This is a genomic window from Phyllobacterium phragmitis (assembly GCF_002980495.1).
GTDB lineage: Bacteria > Pseudomonadota > Alphaproteobacteria > Rhizobiales > Rhizobiaceae > Paramesorhizobium > Paramesorhizobium phragmitis.
Genome location: NZ_PVBR01000003.1, coordinates 343,837 through 360,255, shown reverse-complemented (window position 1 = coordinate 360,255; position 16,419 = coordinate 343,837). Strand labels below are relative to the sequence as shown.

Here is a 16,419-nt window from a genome sequence, read left to right as displayed (position 1 = left end):
ACTGTCGTCCGACGGAATCGTTCCGTAAAAACATTGCATGAAGCAACGCTTCACGGGTTTGTGGCGTCGTGGCTTATTGCCCGGCTATCCGAACCATGGGCGCCGCGCTTGCGAGCAATGAGATAAGACAAGAACGAGGAACCCCAGATCAGCAGTGTCACGACGCCGAGCGAAGCGGCGATCGGCCGTTCGAAGAAGCCGAGGAAGCTGCCATCCGCCTTGATCATCGACGTCACGAAATTCTGCTCCAGCATGGGGCCGAGAACGATACCGAGAATGCATGGTGCGATGGGCACGTCGTTTTCTTCCATGATGAAGCCGAGGACGCCGAACACCAGCATCACCGACACATTGAAGACTGTGTTGTTGGTGGCGAACGCACCGACGATGCAGAAGGCGAGAATGACGGGCATCAGCACCTTGGACGGCACGCGGAGAATCTGCTTGGCCAGCTTGATGGCGCCCCATCCGAAGGGGATCATGATCAAATTGGCAAGGATGAAAACGAGAAAAACGGCGTAGATCATCTGTGGATCGTTCAGGAACAGCGTCGGTCCCGGATTGAGACCCTTGACGTAGAGAACGCCGATCACGACCGCCGTGATGGAATCGCCCGGGATGCCGAAAACCAGCGCTGGAACCCATGCGCCGGCAAGCGCCGAATTGTTGGCTGAGGTCGATTCCACGATCCCTTCGAGATGGCCCTTTCCGAATTTTTCAGGCGTCTTTGAAAACCGGCGGCTGATCGCATAGGCAACCCAGGCGGCGATGTCGGCGCCTGCGCCGGGCAGCACGCCGATTGCAGTGCCGAGAATGTTTCCACGCAGTTGCTGGCGCCAGTAGGTCTTGAACAGCCGCCCCCATCCCTTGAACAGATTGCCGATCGAGGCCTGAACCATTGGGGCTGGGCGCGCACCGCCGGCCACGGTCCTCAGAACCTCCGAAACGGCGAAGAGGCCGATCATGGCTGAAATGAAATCGATGCCGCCCATGAGATTGGTATTGCCGAAGGAAAAACGGGGGACACCGGCGGGATTGTTCAGGCCTATGGTCGCGACGAAGAGACCGATCAGCAGGCTGACGAGACCCTTCACGGGTGCACTCGCCCCGATGAAGGCGGCACATGTCAGTCCCAGGAGCGCCATCCAGAAATATTCGAACGAGGAGAATTTGAGCGCGATCTCGGCGAGCCACGGTGCGCTGAACATCAGCACGATCGTACCGAATAGCCCTCCGATGGCCGAAAACAGGAGGTTTGCGCCGAGCGCGCGCTCCGCCTCACCCTTCTGCGTCATGCGGAAGGCCTCGTCGGCATAGGCGGCGGAAGCCGGCGTGCCTGGAATGCGCAGCAGCGTGCCGGGGATGTCTCCGGCGAATATGGCCATGGCGGAACAGGTCACCATCGCCCCGACGGCTGGAACGGGATCCATGAAGAAAGTCACGGGAACGAGCAGGGCAATCGCCATCGTCGCCGTCAGGCCGGGAATGGCGCCGACGAAAAGGCCGAATATGGCGGCAGCGATGATTGTAACGAGCACATTCCAGTGAAGGATAAGCCCGAATGCGGCTTCGATAGCGCTCATCGCTCAGAACCTCCATGCCGACAATATGCCCCAGGGGAGGGGCACCTGGAGAAGATTGCCAAACGACCATTGCAGCACGACGGCCGTGACGAGCGCGATAGCGATGGCCGGCAGCCAGCCGGTTTTGAGCATCCGCAGCGTGAAAAGCAGAATGATCGTCATCGTCGGGATGAAACCGAGCGGCTTGGCGGCCAGGATATAAAAGATGACCAGAGCGATGGTGCATGCGATGCGGAGATATCCGCCCGGCTCGCGGGCCCATCCCTCGAACAGGAGCACTCCGCCGCCCTGGCGCAAACCCGACATGATCAACAGCAGCGCGCAAATCCCAAGCGCAACGGCGACCACTGTTGGGAAGACGGCTGCGCCATATTCCTGTCCCGGGATCGCCGGAAAGATCCGCGCCCAGAGCCCGACCGTGATTGAAAACGCAAGCAGAACCGCACCCAGTACCGCATCATTGAAACGCATCTGCCTCGCTCCGCGCTCGAAGGGCCGTAGCAATCGCCGCGCGTCTTGAGAAACGCGGCGATCTGCAAAAACCGGAAGGGGCGGAAATGGCTATTTAGCCAGACCGACCTGCTTCATGACCTCACCAAGCGTCTCGTCGCTGGCTTTCATGAAATTGCCGAACTCCGCGCCCGATGCCCAGCGCACGCCGAAACCCTGCTTCGACATGAAGGATTTATATTCTTCGCTGTCATAGACCTTTTTGAGCGCGGCGATCAGCATCTCGCTTTCCGCATCCGGCAGACCCTTGGGTGCGACAATGCCGCGCCAGGCGCCGAGCGTCCAACTGACGCCTATTGCCTCCTTGGTGGTGGGGATATCCGGGAAGGCGGCGTTGCGCTCTTCCGACATGACGGCGAGAGATTTGACGCGACCGGCGCTGAGCAGCGAGCGCGCTTCGGGAATCGAGCAGGGGACGATGGAGACGCCTCCGGCCACGAGGTCCTGCAGGCCGGGCGCCGCGCCATTGCTTGGAACCCAGGGTACGGAGGAGGGATCGACGTCGAGCTTGGAGAGAAGGCCGGCAATGGCGAGATGCCAGATGCCGCCCTGGCCGGTTCCTGAGGCCTTGTACTTGCCTGGATTGGCCTTGATGTCGTCTATAAGCGCCGGAAGATCCTTCCAGGGCGCGTCGGCACTGACCTGGACCGCGCCCGGGTCTTCGTTCATCAGGGTAAGCGGGGTGTAATCCGCATAGGTCAACTCCGTCAGTCCCTGCCAGTGCATCATGCCGATTTCAACGGTTGCGATGCCGAGCGTGTAGCCGTCAGGATCCGCTTCAGCGATTGCGCTATGGCCGACGACGCCCGAACCGCCGGTGCGGTTGACGACGTTGACGGGTTGCCCCAGTTCCTTTTGGAGGAGCGAGCCGATGATGCGCGCCGTGGAGTCCGTTCCACCGCCCGCACCCCAGGGAACGATCAGCGTGATCGGCCGATCAGGATAATCTGCGAGTGCCGCGGCCGCCGGCATGAAAACAGCGGCAACAGCGCCGATCGCTAAACTGCACATAAGGCGTCTGCAAATCATGGGTAGTCTCCTCCGTGGTTTCGTATTCTTGTCGAATATCGTTGTTGCTGGTCAGCGTAAGCTGGCGTCATCGCTGCCGTCAATAGATGTTACTCCGTTGTCATGATTGACATTGATCTTAGCTGTTGTCGCTCGCTGGCTGAGAGGGCCAACGTTTGAGCGCCTCGGCCCCTGCTTCGGTCAACGCATAAACGCCACGGTCGACACGTTCGAACCAGCCATAGACGTTGCTCAGCAGGATCTTGGCGGCATCGGGCGCGATGGGGCGGAGATCGCGGGGACGTGACGGACCATCTTGCAGAGCGTTCGCGCAGGCGAGCGCCTGCTGTCGATAGGCCGTCATGATGGGTGCACGTGATCCACCACCCAAAGTCGGATCGCCCTTGCGACGCCTGTGTTCGGCGACAAGACGCGATCTTTTTCGGGCGTTTCTTCGCGGCATCGCAGCGACCGGACTGACCATGATATCGACATGGTCGTTGTCGGAAACGGCCAGCATGCCAAAGCCGAGCCGGCGGCACAGGTCGCGGAAGCGGCGATCGGTTTCACGTCCCTTGCCCTTCGCGGAAACGCGAGCGGCAAGCCAGACTTCATCGCTGGCGGCTGCCCTGTCGACCGCTTGCAGGATCAACTCAAGATTGAAACGGAGTTTAAGTTCGCAAATGACGACGAGCGGTGGTTCTTCGTCATTGAGCGCAACGATATCACAGCCTCCGATCTCGCCCTTGACGCTATAGCCGGCTGTTTCGAGAAAGCGTTTGATCGGGAGGTAAAGCGTCGTTTCCAAGTCACTTCCTTTGTCTTGATCGCCAGGCCTTTGCACCACTGGACGTCTGATCACAATTGCAGTTCACCGATACGCTCGGCCAGGGCCCGGACAAATTCCGTGGCCACCGGGGAGGGGCTTCTTTGCGGCGGAAAGACTGCGGCGAATTCAAAGTCGATATGCGGCAGGAACGGGCGGGAAACCACACCGCGGGTTGAAAATTCAGCCGCGGTGAAGGGATCGCAGATCGCCACGCCCAGGCCGGAAGCGACCATCCCGCACATGATCTCGGACAAGGCTGTCTCCACACGCAGGATACGGGAGACGCCGTGCTTTGCGAACACATTGTCGATCAGATGTCTGCCGGCGCTGCCATGGGTCAGCGAGATGAATGTTTCTCCCTCCAGGTCGCGCGGCCGCACGCTGGTCTTGCCGGTCAGCCGATGACCTTCCGGCAAGACCGCGACACGCGGCAGCGCCGGCATGCGAATTGTCGGCAGACCTGCGTGGGCGATCGGCACCTCCGCGAAACCGAGATCGCATTGAAGGTTCAAAACCCAATCGATAACGAGCGGCGATATCACGCCAAACAGAGAGAAATTGAGATTGGGCCGCTGCAGCAGAAAATCGCCGGCAAAACGCGGAAGGAAGCCATTGGCCAGGGCCGGCAGAGCGGCAATGCGCAAAGCGCCCGTACGGCGCGCGCGAATTTCCTCGGCCGCCACGATGATCCGGTCCAGCCCGTGAAACGAGCGTTCGACTTCGGTGTAAAGCGCACTGGCCGCGGCGGTGGGGACAAGACCCGTCCCCTTTTTCTCGAACAGCGCCATGTTCAAAGAACTTTGCAGGTCTCGCAGCATCCGGCTGATGGCAGGCTGGGTCACACCCATCACTCCAGCCGCGGCAGTGACACTCCCCGATAACATGACAGCGCGAAATGCCTCTACCTGTCTCAGATTGACCCGCGCCATCCCAGTCCTTTCATAACATTAGGTGATGCAGAGGGTACTATTATGAATTTGACGATCAAGAGCTATCTTGGAATTGTTAAAGGCATCACCACCACGAAGACGTCGCACAAAACAAAAAGAGGGATGGCGACGCCTTTGCCGACAAATGAGAGGATGACGATAAATGCGACTTTCGGATTTACTCGCCGCAGCAAGTCTGACGGCTATGATGGCTTCTGTTGCCCCAGCTTTCGCCCAACAGGAAACCCTGTACGTCGCCGGTTATGGCGGATCGTTTGAAAAGACGATGCGTGACGAAGTTGTTCCTGAATTTGAAAAAAAGCACGGCGTGAAGGTCGAATATGTCGCCGGCAATTCGACGGATACGCTTGCAAAACTGCAGGCGCAGAAAGGCAATCAGCAGATCGACGTCGCCATCGTTGACGACGGCCCGATGTATCAGGCAATCGAACTGGGCTTTTGCGGCAAGATCGACGGGCTGTCGGGGGAGGATCTTCATGATGCCGCCCGCTTCAAGGACGATCGTGCGGTTGCCATCGGCCTCGTTGCCACCGGGCTGATGTACAACACGCAGTATTTTGCCGATAAGGGCTGGGCGGCTCCGACTTCCTGGGACGATCTCAAGGACCCGAAATTCAAGGGTCGGATCGTCATTCCGCCGATCAACAATACCTATGGCCTTTATACCTTGCTCATGTTCGCCAAGATGAATGGCGGTGGTGAGAAGGATATCGAACCGGGCTTCACGGCGATGAAGGACGAGGTCAATCAAAATGTGCTCGCCTACGAGCCGTCACCGGGCAAGATGACCGAGCTTTTCCAGTCGGGCCAGGCGGCGCTTGCCGTCTGGGGCACGGGCCGCGTGCAATCCTTCGCCAATACCGGCTTTCCGATCGATTTCGTCTATCCCAAGGAGGGCGCTGTGTCGCTTCTGGCCTCGGCCTGCCCGATCGAAAAGCCCAATGCTTCGCCTCTTGCTTCGGAATTCGTCAAGGCGATGCTGGAGCCCAAGGTGCAACTCGTCCTTCTTGAGGAATATGGCTATGGTCCCGTCAACAAGACGGTGAAAATACCCCCTGAAATGGGCAAGATGGCACCCATCGGGGAACGGGTCGATCTGCTCTACAATCCCGATTGGGCTGGTATCAACCCGCAGCGCGAGGAATGGACGAAGCGGTGGAACCGTGAGGTTGAACGCTGAACCCGCGAAGGAGAGGGAACTTGCTCCAGGGCAGGTTTCTCTCTCCAGACCGATATCATCCGACACCCGGCAGTGGCCGGTGATCCCCTTTCTTTGCTTCACAGGAAATGACAGCGCACATGGCCTTTCTCGAACTCGACCATGTCAGCAAATATTACGAGCAATATGCAGCCGTGGAGGATTTCTGCCTGTTGGTCTCGAAAGGCGAATTCATCTCGCTGCTCGGACCATCGGGCTGCGGAAAGACCACGACATTGCAGATGATAGCGGGGTTCCTCAATCCGACCAGCGGCGCGATCCGCCTGGATGGACGTGACCTTGCCAGCATCAAACCGGCAAGACGCGGGCTTGGCATCGTGTTCCAGAGCTATGCGCTTTTTCCGCATATGACGGCGGCGGAAAACGTCGCCTTCGGCCTTGAGATGCGCGGTGTGCCGCGCGCAGAGCGCGAGGTCCGTGTGCGCGATACTCTGGCCATGGTCGGGCTTGACGGTTACGGCGGGCGCTATCCCCGCCGCATGTCCGGCGGCCAGCAGCAGCGTGTGGCGCTGGCCCGCGCGCTCATCATAAAGCCGGATGTGCTGCTCCTCGACGAGCCGCTTTCCAATCTGGATGCCAAGCTGCGCGAGGACATGCAGATCGAACTGCGTCAGATCCAGCGCAATCTTGGCACGACGACCGTTCTCGTTACCCACGACCAGAAGACCGAGGCGATGGCGCTCTCGGACCGTATCGTGGTGATGAACAAGGGCCGTATCGAGCAGATCGGAACGCCGCACGAAACCTACGAGCATCCGGCTTCCGCCTTCGTTTCTCAGTTTCTCGGCAAGACCAACGAATTTTCCGCCGAAATCCGTGGGGATGGAGACGCGCGCAAGCTCGTGGCCGGTTCCTGCGAATGGCAAGCGCCGGCGGGACCGTCCGGTCAGGTTGTCATAACGGTGCGCCCTGAAAAGATTACCTTCGATGCCGCAGGCGATAACGAGGGTCTCGGCGCGCGCGTGAAAACCCGCATCTTTCAGGGAAATCACTGGCTTTTCCAATGCGAAACGGAATGTGGACCGGCGATCGCGGTGCGCCAGAACGATGGTGAGCAGCAGCCGGCCGAAGGCGACAAGGTACGTCTTGTCTGGCGCGCCGAAGATATGGCCATTCGCCGAGCGGGAGACGTGCAATGAGCGTCGCTTCCACCGCCGATAAAGGTGCGCCCTGGCCGCTGATCCTGCCGGCCTTCATGTTGTTCATTGCCGTGGTGCTGGTGCCTTTGGCAATGACCGTGCTGCTGTCGTTTCACGATTGGGGACAGTACAAGGGCATCGAGCCGGTCTTCATCTTGAAGAACTGGGAAGAGATCTGGTCGGATTCCTATTTCTACGAGATGTTCGCGCGCACTTTCAGGATCGCCGCGCTGGCCACCTTGCTTACCGCCGTCTTCGGCGCGCCGGAGGCCTATATCCTCAATCGCATGCGTGCGCCGTGGAAGGGTTTTTTCCTGCTCATCATCCTGGGGCCGCTATTGATCTCAGTCGTCGCGCGCACGCTCGGCTGGGCGCTGCTTTTCGGCGGCCGGAACGGCATCGTCAACAAAGCGCTGATGTCGATGGGGCTGATCGATACGCCGATCGCCTTCATGTTCACCGAAACCGGCGTCATCATAGCGCTTGCCCATGTGATGATGCCCTTCATGGTCCTGTCCGTTTGGGCCGCGCTGCAGCGTGTCGATCCGCAGGTCGAAAATGCCGCCCTGTCGCTCGGCGCGGGATCGCTTACCATCGTGCGGCGCATCGTCCTGCCGCAGATCATGCCTGGCATACTTTCAGGCGGCATCATTGTTTTCTCGCTTGCCGCAAGTGCCTTCGCCACGCCCTCGATCATCGGTGGCCGCCGGCTGAAAGTCGCCTCGACGCTCGCCTATGACGAGTTCCTCAACACGCTCAACTGGCCGCTCGGCGCCGCTGTCGCCGTACTTCTCCTTATCGCAATCGTGCTGATTGTCGTCGGCAGCAATGCACTGATCGAACGAAATTATTCCGAGGTATTCAGATGAGCCGGAACGGACCGCTCGCACTCCTCTTTCACACCATGTTCGTCATCTTCATGACGGCGCCGATCGTGGTGGTCTGCCTTGTGGCCTTCACGCCTGAGGGTTATCTTTCGCTGCCGGTCGACGGGTTTTCGCTGCGCTGGTTTCGCGCCATCGCCGATTATCCGGAGTTCATCGATGCGTTCTGGACGAGCCTCTGGGTTGGCGCGCTATCGTCCTGCGTCGCTCTTCTGTTCGCAATTCCCGCGGCGCTCGCCATAGCGCGTTACCGGTTTCGCGGGCGCGGAGCACTTTCGGCGATGTTCCTCTCGCCCTTGATGATCCCGCATGTGGTGCTCGGCATAGCGTTCCTGCGTTTCTTCACGCAGGCCGGCATCAGCGGCACATTTCCAGCGTTGCTCATCGCCCATACGATTATCGTGTTTCCATTTGCGCTGCGTTTGACCCTGGCGGCCGCCATCGGCATGGATCGCTCGGTGGAAATGGCGGCCATATCGCTTGGCGCAAATAGCTGGACGCTTTTCCGGCGCATCACGCTGCCGCTCATTTTCCCCGGCGTTATCAGCGGTTGGGCGCTTGCTTTCATTCAATCCTTCGACGAGGTCACCATGACGGTTTTTCTGGCTGCACCAGGCATCGAGACGCTTCCGGTGCGCATGTTCCTATATGTTCAGGATAACATCGATCCACTCGTAACGTCCGTTTCCGCCTGTGTGATTGCCATCACCATGTTCGCGTTGATCGTGCTCGACCGTTTCTACGGCCTTGAGCGTGTGCTCGCCGGTCATAGCGACCGCAGCAGTTAGAGGAAGCCCACGATGCGTAACGAATATGACGTCGCTGTCGTTGGCGGCGGCCTTCTGGGCTCGGCCATTGCCTGGGGTCTGGGGCGGATCGGCCAGCGTGTCTGTGTGCTCGACGAGGGAGATATCGCCAAGCGCGCCTCGCGTGCGAATTTTGCGCTGGTCTGGGTGCAAAGCAAGGGACTTGGCATGCCTGCCTATACCGGTTGGACGGTAAAGGCTTCCAACAGTTGGGCCAAACTGGCGGAAGAGCTCAAGCAGCAAACGGGACTTGATGTCTGCTTCCAGCGCAATGGCGGATTTCACCTGGCATTGAGCGAAAGCGAGCTCGAACAGCGCGCAGAGACGATAAAGCGCCTGCACAACCAGTCAGGTGGGACGGACTACCAGCTCGAAATTCTCGACCATGGCCAAGTGGCAAAAATGCTGCCGCATATCGGCCCGGAGGTGGCGGGAGGAAGCTTCTGTCCGCTCGACGGGCATGTCAATTCGCTGCGCTTGTTCCGTGCGCTGCACACCGGCCTCGCGCGGTTTGGCATAGATTATCGCCCGGAACATGCCGTGACGAAAATCGGGTACGAGAACGGTGCCTTCCGGCTTGCCACGCCGAAGGGCGAAATCATGGCGGGAAAGATCGTACTCGCCGCCGGAAACACCAACCAGGTGCTTGCGCCGATGGTGGGTCTCGATGCCCCGATGGGACCGACCCGAGGGCAGATCATCGTCACCGAACGCACGGTTCCGTTCCTGCCCCATCCGCTGACCACCCTGCGCCAGACCGACGAGGGCACGGTGATGATCGGCGACAGCAAGGAAGAGATGCTCGACGACAGCGCGACCAACATGCCGATCAGTTCGGTGATGGCCGATCGCGCCCAACGCATGTTTCCCATGCTCGGCCGTCTCAATGTGGTTCGCATGTGGTCCGGCATCCGCGTCATGCCCAAGGACGGCTTTCCGATCTACGACCAGTCGGAGACATGCCCCGGCGCTTTCGTCGCCTGTTGCCATTCCGGTGTGACGCTTGCTGCCGCCCACGCATACGAAATCGCGCCGATGATCGCGGCGGGAACGCTGGATCGGAAGAAGGTCGGCGCGTTCACGGCGAAGCGCTTCCATCAGCCGGCTCAGGAGAAGCTGAATGTTCAGACGCATTGAAGAGGATCGGAGAAAGCCGGTCGAGATCATTGTCGAGGGGCAGAGCATCACGGCGCGCGAAGGCGACAGTGTCGCCGCCGCCTTGCTCGCCTCAGGACTGGAGGTGCGCCGCGCCACCGCGGTCAGCGGCGAACCGCGCCTGCCCTATTGCATGATGGGCGTCTGCTTCGATTGCCTCGTGACCATCGACGGCATGGGCAACAGGCAAGGCTGCCTCGTGCCCGTCCGCGACGGCATGCGCATCGAAATCCAGAAAGGCAAGAGAGAGATCGGACGATGACGATACCAAGTCCCAAACGCGAAGAATACGATGTTGCTGTCATCGGTGCCGGTCCGGCCGGCCTTGCCGGTGCGGCCCTGACCGGCAAGGCCGGTCTTGCCACCCTGCTGCTCGACGAGAATATCGGACCGGGAGGCCAGGTCTGGCGCGCCATCACCACGACGCCGGTGAGGGACAAAGGCATCCTCGGCGAAGATTACTGGTCGGGAATGCATCTGGTCGATGAGGCGCGTGGCTGCGGCGCCGAAATCGTGCAGGGAGCAACCGTCTGGAGTCTTGATCGAAATCTTGAAATCGGCATTTCGGTCGGTGGCGCAGCGCACCTCATCAAGGCAAAGCGCGTGATCCTCGCGACCGGCGCATTGGAGCGCCCGTTTCCGATCCCCGGCTGGACGCTTCCCGGCGTCATGACCGTGGGTGCTGCGCAGACCATACTCAAATCATCAGGCCTGCTGCCTCAGGGCCGGACCGTCATCGCGGGACAGGGACCCCTCCTGTGGCTGCTCGCTGCGCAGATCCTGCGCATGGGCGGCACGATCGATCTCGTGCTCGATACGACCGATCGCCGCAATTATTTGCGCGCCCTGCCTCATGCGGCGGCATTTCTGGCGTCGCCCTATTTCTTCAAGGGGCTCGCGATGATGCGCGAGGTGCGCGCCAGGGCGCGTGTCGTCAGCGGTGTCACCAAAATAGAAGCGGCGGGTAGCGGCCGTGTCGAAACCGTCAGCTATGAAGCTGGCGGACGCAATGAGAGCCTTCCGGCCGATCTTTTCCTGCTGCATCAGGGCGTGGTGCCCAATGTCAATCTGGCAATGGCGGCGGGCGTCCAGCACACATGGAACGACAGGCAGCTTTGCTGGTCGCCTGCGCTCGACGCCCATGGAGAAAGCTCGGTCAAGGGCGTCTACGTCGCTGGCGACGGCGCGGGCATTGGCGGAGCGCTCGTGGCCGTGCCGCGCGGGCAGGTTGCGGCGCGCGCGGTGATAGACACGCTCAAGCCCGATGCGGGCGCAGGTCTCCCCGATCATGATTCGCTGAAAGCGGCGCTCGCCAGGGCGGAGCGCGGGCGCGCTTTCCTCGATACGCTTTTCCGGCCGCCCAGGCAGTTTCGTATTCCTGAAGGCGAAACCATTGTCTGCCGCTGCGAGGAGGTGACAGCGAGTGACATTCGCCAATCCGTTGCCATCGGCGCTACCGGTCCCAACCAGCTCAAAGCCTATCGGCGCACCGGCATGGGACCATGCCAGGGGCGCCTTTGCGGGCTCACGGTCACTGAATTGATGGCCGAGGCGCGCGGCAAATCGCCGTCGGAAATCGGCTATTATCGCCTGCGCGCGCCGGTCAAGCCGATCACCGTGTCGGAGCTTGCATCCCTGCCCAAGAATGAGAGTGCGACCAAAGCAGTGGAACGGGGATGAACACGAGGGCGGACGCCATCATCATCGGCGGCGGCATACATGGCTGTTCCACCGCCCTGCATCTCTGCCTCCGCGGCCTTCGTCCCGTTCTCATCGAGAAGGATTATGCCGGCCGGCACGCCTCCGGCGTCAATGCCGGCGGTGTGCGGCAGCTTACGCGGCATATGGCTGAAATTCCGCTCTCGCTGCGCTCGATGGATCTCTGGGAGCACATCGAGGATCTGGTCGATGATTCATGCGGCTTTGACAATCACGGTCAGGTTCTGGTGGCGGAAATGGAGGATGAGTTCGAACTTTGCCGCGAGCGTGTTGCCGAACTGAACCTGCATGGCTTTACGCATGAAGAGCTGATCGATGCGCGGGAATTACGCCGCCTTGTTCCGGCGGTGGCGGAAAACAGCCCCGGCGGCATCGTGTCGCGTCGCGATGGCGCAGCCGATCCGGCTCGCACAACAACCGCTTTCCGCAGAAAGGCGGAACGACTGGGCACTATCGTTCGCGAAGGCATTGCTGCGTCCAATATCCGCAGGGAAAACAAGATCTGGTGCGTCGATGCAGGGCAGGAAAGTTTCGAAGCCCCCATTCTCGTCAATGCCGCTGGTGCCTGGGGCGGACAGATGGCGGCTGGGCTCGGAGAGCCAATGTCGGTCGAGGCCGTCGCGCCGATGCTGATGATTACGTCGCGCGTCCCCGAATTCATCAAGCCGGTGGTGATCCTGCGCGGACGCAAGCTCTCTTTCAAGCAGTTCCGCAACGGCACGGTGCTGATCGGTGGCGGATATCTTGCGACACCTTATCCCGAAACCAACGACACCGTACTTGACTGGCGCAAGCTGCAGGAGAGTGCGCAGACCGTGTTCGAGCTCTTTCCGATGATGCGCAGCGCGACAATCGTCCGCGCATGGGCGGGCATCGAAGCACGGATGCGGGACGATCTTCCGGTTATTGGCCCAAGCGCCAAGCATGAGGGGCTGTTCCACCAGTTCGGCTTTTCGCTGCACGGCTTTCAGCTTGGTCCGGGAGCCGGAGCCGTGATGGCGGAACTGATCGTCACGGGCAAGACAAACACACCCATCGACGGCTTGCGCGCCGAACGCTTCGCATCCTGATCTTATCCCCGAAAGACAATATGAAAGAGGTAAACATGACCATCACGAGAAATATCCGCACCCCGATCATGCACCGTGCCGTTGAGGCAAATGGCTTCGTCTTCCTGGGCGGTACGATTGCCGATGATACGAGCGTCTCGATGGGTGAGCAGACCCGCAATGTTCTTGGCAAGATTTCCACCTATCTGAACGAAGCAGGCAGCGATCTTGGCAAGATCGTATCCGCATCGATCTTCGTGACGGATCTTTCGAAGAAGAAGGAGATGGATGCGGTCTGGACCGAAATATTCGGCCATGATTTGCCGGCGCGCGCAACCGTCGGCGTTGCCGATCTGGGCGGCGGCGCGCTCATCGAGGTGGTGGTCACGGCGCTCAAGACCTGAGCCATACGGGTTGGATGCGGCGGGATCGCGCCAACCCTTACAATGCTGGCCAACGGCGCCTATGGATATTGCGAAAGATAAGGTACTTTCCAAGGAGCGGCTTTCTTTCTATCCTCGATCGTCACCCTCAATCATACAGGCACACCTTGTTTCTCGAGATAGCGATCGTCGTCCTGCTCACCCTCGTCAACGGCGGTCTGGCCATGTCCGAACTCGCCGTCGTGCAGTCGCGGCCGGCCCGCCTGAAGGTGCGGGCAGATCATGGAAGCAGGGGCGCCCGCCTCGCATTGCAACTGGCCGGTAGCCCTGGCCGGTTCTTCTCGACAGTGCAGATCGGCATTACGCTCGTCGGCATCTTTGCCGGCGCCTTCTCGGGAGCCACGCTTGGTGCCCGCTTCACCGGTTGGCTTGTATCGCAGGGACTATCCCCGGCGCTATCCAACACAGTCGGCGTCGGCTCTGTCGTTGTCGCTATCACCTATCTGTCGCTGATCGTCGGAGAATTGGTTCCCAAGCAGATAGCATTGCGGAATCCGGAAGGGGTTGCGAGTAAAGTGGCGCCTGCCATGACGGTTCTGTCGAAACTGGCAAGTCCGCTGGTATGGCTGCTCGATAGCTCCGGTAATTTGGTTCTCAGGCTGCTTGGTCAGTCGGGAAAGACACGCGAAGGAATTACCGACGAGGAGATCAAAAGCGTTATCGCCGAAGCACACAGTGCGGGTGTGATCGAGAGCGAGGAGTCTGCGATGATCTCGGGCGTGATGCGCCTGGCCGATCGCACCGCAAGAGCGCTGATGACGCCTCGCCGGGATGTGGAAGTGATCGATGTCGAGGACAGCTTCGATGACATTCGCGCGCAGCTTCACCGCACAAACCATTCGCGTCTTCCCGTCCGCAAGGGAAGCACCGATGAAATCATCGGCGTTCTCTTCGTCAAGGATTTCTACAATGCGGTGTCTTCGGGTGGCCACGTCGATATTGGGACGCTGGCCCGTGAGGTTACAGTCGTTTTGGATCTCTCCACTGCGAATACCGTGATCGAGGCCATACGCGGATCGCCGGCCCATATGGTGCTGGTATTCGATGAATACGGTCACTTCGAGGGTATCATCACCCCTGCGGATATCCTGGAAGCTATCTTGGGCGCATTCCGGAGAGGGGTAGCTGAAGAACAGCCGATCACGCGCCGCCAGGATGGTTCGTATCTGATCGCAGGCTGGATGCCGATCGATGAATTTGCCGACGTCCTGAGCTTTCGGCTCGAGGATGACGTCGAGTATCAAACCGTCGCCGGTTTCGTCCTGGAGGAGTTGAAACACCTTCCCGATCTCGGAGAGAGTTTCAGCAAGAACGGCTGGCGATTCGAAGTTATCGATCTGGACGGGCGGCGTATCGACAAATTGCTTCTGACGAAGGAGGGCGTTTGACATTGCCCAATCCACGCGAACAATCTGCGAGTCGAACGATTTCATTCCTGCCGTTGGCACATTGTCGGTCGCGAAATGCATAGTCCCATGAGGAGGATCATGAACAAAGCCACGGATCCGGATTTCTTCAGCCTGCTTTCCAACAGCTATTTCGGATTGACGAAGAAACCGCTGGTGCCTGGACAGCAGGATGCCCGGACCGCGGCGCGATGGCTCTATGAAGATGCTCCGTTCGCTCTGTTGGCTCACAACACCGATGCTGATCCCTGTTTCATTTATGCAAACAAGACGGCACAGGCGTGTTTCGAATACAGCTGGGATGAGTTCACGGCGCTTCCGTCACGCTTTTCGGCTGAAATGCCAGATCGCGAAGAACGTCAGCGTTTGCTCGACACTGCTGCGCGAGATGGCTACATCAGCGATTATCGTGGGATACGCGTGGCAAAGTCGGGAAGACGATTTCACGTCGATAACGTGACGCTCTGGCAATTGATCGACGGGCAGGGAAAGCTGCATGGACAAGCAGCGCTCATTCCCGACTGGCGTAATGTGTGAACAGAACAGATCAGGTTCACGCGCCACGATTGAATGAGACGGTAAATTGCTGCGCCATCCCCGATGAGATCACGCCGTAATTGCAGTGGTTATTATTCAGTGCCCTGAAACCCGAATGATCCCAGGCGACTGGCCCCATGCCCGTCCCGCGAAGTCGTTGCGTGGGGCCAGTTCGGTTGATCGCGCCAGAAGCTATTTCGGCCAAACCGGCATGATCAAAAATGGCCGGGCTTGAAAGCCCGGCCAATCCTGGAGGTGCGGACCCCCAGAGGGGAACAGTCGACGCGGTCTGGTGGGAGGGAAACCTGTCGACAAGCACAACCTTGTGGTGATTCTCGAAGTTGTTCAAGTCTTTTCTGAGAGAGACTTCAAATTTATAAATGTATTCCAATAAATCGATAACCATTTCAACCATATCTTCAGTACGGGCATCCCAATTTATTGTATTAAATCATGGTCTGAACTTTTAACGTTAGGGCATCGGTGTGGACCGTCAGTCGTTGCTTTCGATCGTTGGTATGCTTCCGCTCATCGGGACTGCCGCTACACTCCCATGGCCTGATCGGCCAATCGTGCTGTCTGAGAAAAGTCCGCTGTCCCTGCGCTCCATGCCGGTTTCAGCGCCTGACCGCAGGAAGTGTACCGGCACCGTCCGCATCGTCGAGGCGGAGGGCGAGCGCCCGGTGATCGTGGTCACCGAGATATATTGCACGCGATAGCGTGAGAAGAATCAGTCCACCGATACCGGCTCAAAGCTCCCGGATAACCGGCATGATGCGGTCTTCCGTCAGATCCAGGCTTGCCACTGAAATCGGCAACTTAAAACGTCGTGGTCCGGCACTTCCCGGATTGAGGTAAAGCACGCCATCGACGGTCTCGACTTTTGGTTTGTGGGGCGTTGCGCGACATTCTCGACCCTTTTCCCGCCTACCGATCTTCTGATCCATCCGTCGCGCGGCTTGCCATTTCCTCCCGCGTCTCGTCGATCAGGAAATCCACGAATGCACGCACCTTGGGGAGCACATATTGCCTGGAGGGATAGACCGCGTAGATTGATGTTTCTACAGGTGCCCATTCGTCACCAGATAGCGGATTATCAGTGAAAGGGGAAGGAATTATCTCTGCCCTGAACGCGGCGAAAACCCGTCGAAGCGGGCAGAAAGCCGATCACCCATTCCTGAA

At 59.4% G+C, this 16,419-nt stretch carries 18 protein-coding genes and 1 pseudogene; 12 read left to right on the top strand and 7 right to left on the bottom strand.

Annotated features, from left to right (window positions below; genetic code table 11):
• Positions 1-50: 50 nt before the first annotated feature.
• From C5748_RS05800 to C5748_RS05780, 5 genes are all read right to left on the bottom strand, one after another.
• Positions 51-1,583, bottom strand: a complete 1,533-nt coding sequence (locus C5748_RS05800; protein ID WP_105740968.1) for a tripartite tricarboxylate transporter permease — start codon at positions 1,581-1,583, stop codon at positions 51-53.
• A 3-nt stretch (positions 1,584-1,586) separates the two neighbouring features.
• Positions 1,587-2,054 carry a tripartite tricarboxylate transporter TctB family protein gene (locus C5748_RS05795; RefSeq protein WP_105740967.1) on the bottom strand — a complete coding sequence of 156 codons (468 nt, stop codon included), beginning with the start codon at positions 2,052-2,054 and terminating at the stop codon, positions 1,587-1,589.
• Positions 2,055-2,144: 90 nt separating this feature from the next.
• Positions 2,145-3,122 carry a tripartite tricarboxylate transporter substrate binding protein gene (locus tag C5748_RS05790; protein ID WP_105740966.1) on the bottom strand — a complete coding sequence of 326 codons (978 nt, stop codon included), beginning with the start codon at positions 3,120-3,122 and terminating at the stop codon, positions 2,145-2,147.
• A gap of 118 nt (positions 3,123-3,240) precedes the next feature.
• Complete coding sequence (locus tag C5748_RS05785; RefSeq protein WP_105740965.1) at positions 3,241-3,909, bottom strand: DUF2161 domain-containing phosphodiesterase; 669 nt, start codon at positions 3,907-3,909, stop codon at positions 3,241-3,243.
• 50 nt (positions 3,910-3,959) lie between these two features.
• Positions 3,960-4,859, bottom strand: a complete 900-nt coding sequence (locus C5748_RS05780) for a LysR substrate-binding domain-containing protein (RefSeq protein ID WP_105740964.1) — start codon at positions 4,857-4,859, stop codon at positions 3,960-3,962.
• Positions 4,860-4,901: 42 nt separating this feature from the next.
• Between C5748_RS05780 and C5748_RS28520 the strand changes: the two genes are divergently transcribed.
• From C5748_RS28520 to C5748_RS05725, 12 genes are all read left to right on the top strand, one after another.
• Positions 4,902-5,138, top strand: a complete 237-nt coding sequence (locus tag C5748_RS28520; protein ID WP_199194722.1) for a hypothetical protein — start codon at positions 4,902-4,904, stop codon at positions 5,136-5,138.
• A complete protein-coding gene (locus C5748_RS05775; RefSeq protein ID WP_105740963.1) occupies positions 5,023-6,060 on the top strand; it encodes an ABC transporter substrate-binding protein in 1,038 nt (345 codons plus the stop codon). Before C5748_RS28520 ends, C5748_RS05775 begins: the two co-directional genes overlap by 116 nt.
• A 119-nt stretch (positions 6,061-6,179) precedes the next feature.
• Complete coding sequence (locus tag C5748_RS05770; protein WP_105740962.1) at positions 6,180-7,238, top strand: ABC transporter ATP-binding protein; 1,059 nt, start codon at positions 6,180-6,182, stop codon at positions 7,236-7,238.
• Entirely contained in the window at positions 7,235-8,107 is an 873-nt protein-coding gene (locus C5748_RS05765) for an ABC transporter permease (RefSeq protein WP_105740961.1), read from the top strand. The genes C5748_RS05770 and C5748_RS05765 overlap by 4 nt, the downstream gene beginning before the upstream one ends.
• Positions 8,104-8,910: an ABC transporter permease gene (locus C5748_RS05760; RefSeq protein WP_105740960.1), complete on the top strand. Its 807-nt coding sequence runs from the start codon at positions 8,104-8,106 to the stop codon at positions 8,908-8,910. Before C5748_RS05765 ends, C5748_RS05760 begins: the two co-directional genes overlap by 4 nt.
• Before the next feature lie 12 nt (positions 8,911-8,922).
• Positions 8,923-10,065 carry an NAD(P)/FAD-dependent oxidoreductase gene (locus tag C5748_RS05755; RefSeq protein WP_105740959.1) on the top strand — a complete coding sequence of 381 codons (1,143 nt, stop codon included), beginning with the start codon at positions 8,923-8,925 and terminating at the stop codon, positions 10,063-10,065.
• Complete coding sequence (locus C5748_RS05750) at positions 10,049-10,345, top strand: (2Fe-2S)-binding protein (protein WP_105740958.1); 297 nt, start codon at positions 10,049-10,051, stop codon at positions 10,343-10,345. The genes C5748_RS05755 and C5748_RS05750 overlap by 17 nt, the downstream gene beginning before the upstream one ends.
• Positions 10,342-11,763 carry an FAD/NAD(P)-dependent oxidoreductase gene (locus tag C5748_RS05745; RefSeq protein WP_105740957.1) on the top strand — a complete coding sequence of 474 codons (1,422 nt, stop codon included), beginning with the start codon at positions 10,342-10,344 and terminating at the stop codon, positions 11,761-11,763. The genes C5748_RS05750 and C5748_RS05745 overlap by 4 nt, the downstream gene beginning before the upstream one ends.
• Entirely contained in the window at positions 11,760-12,872 is a 1,113-nt protein-coding gene (locus C5748_RS05740; RefSeq protein WP_105740956.1) for an NAD(P)/FAD-dependent oxidoreductase, read from the top strand. The genes C5748_RS05745 and C5748_RS05740 overlap by 4 nt, the downstream gene beginning before the upstream one ends.
• 35 nt (positions 12,873-12,907) lie before the next feature.
• Complete coding sequence (locus tag C5748_RS05735) at positions 12,908-13,255, top strand: RidA family protein (protein WP_105740955.1); 348 nt, start codon at positions 12,908-12,910, stop codon at positions 13,253-13,255.
• A 146-nt stretch (positions 13,256-13,401) separates the two neighbouring features.
• Complete coding sequence (locus tag C5748_RS05730) at positions 13,402-14,682, top strand: hemolysin family protein (RefSeq protein WP_105740954.1); 1,281 nt, start codon at positions 13,402-13,404, stop codon at positions 14,680-14,682.
• Positions 14,683-14,781: 99 nt separating this feature from the next.
• Positions 14,782-15,237 (top strand): MEKHLA domain-containing protein, encoded by a 456-nt coding sequence (locus tag C5748_RS05725; RefSeq protein WP_105740953.1) that lies wholly within the window; start codon positions 14,782-14,784, stop codon positions 15,235-15,237.
• Between the two features lie 16 nt (positions 15,238-15,253).
• Here the strand turns inward: C5748_RS05725 and C5748_RS05720 are convergent, their stop codons facing one another.
• Together C5748_RS05720 and C5748_RS05715 are read right to left on the bottom strand one after the other, a co-directional pair.
• Positions 15,254-15,643 carry a PI-PLC domain-containing protein gene (locus C5748_RS05720; RefSeq protein ID WP_146119484.1) on the bottom strand — a complete coding sequence of 130 codons (390 nt, stop codon included), beginning with the start codon at positions 15,641-15,643 and terminating at the stop codon, positions 15,254-15,256.
• Positions 15,644-15,986: 343 nt separating this feature from the next.
• Positions 15,987-16,130: pseudogene (locus C5748_RS05715) on the bottom strand (metallophosphoesterase family protein); the annotation flags it as partial.
• Positions 16,131-16,419 lie beyond the last annotated feature (289 nt).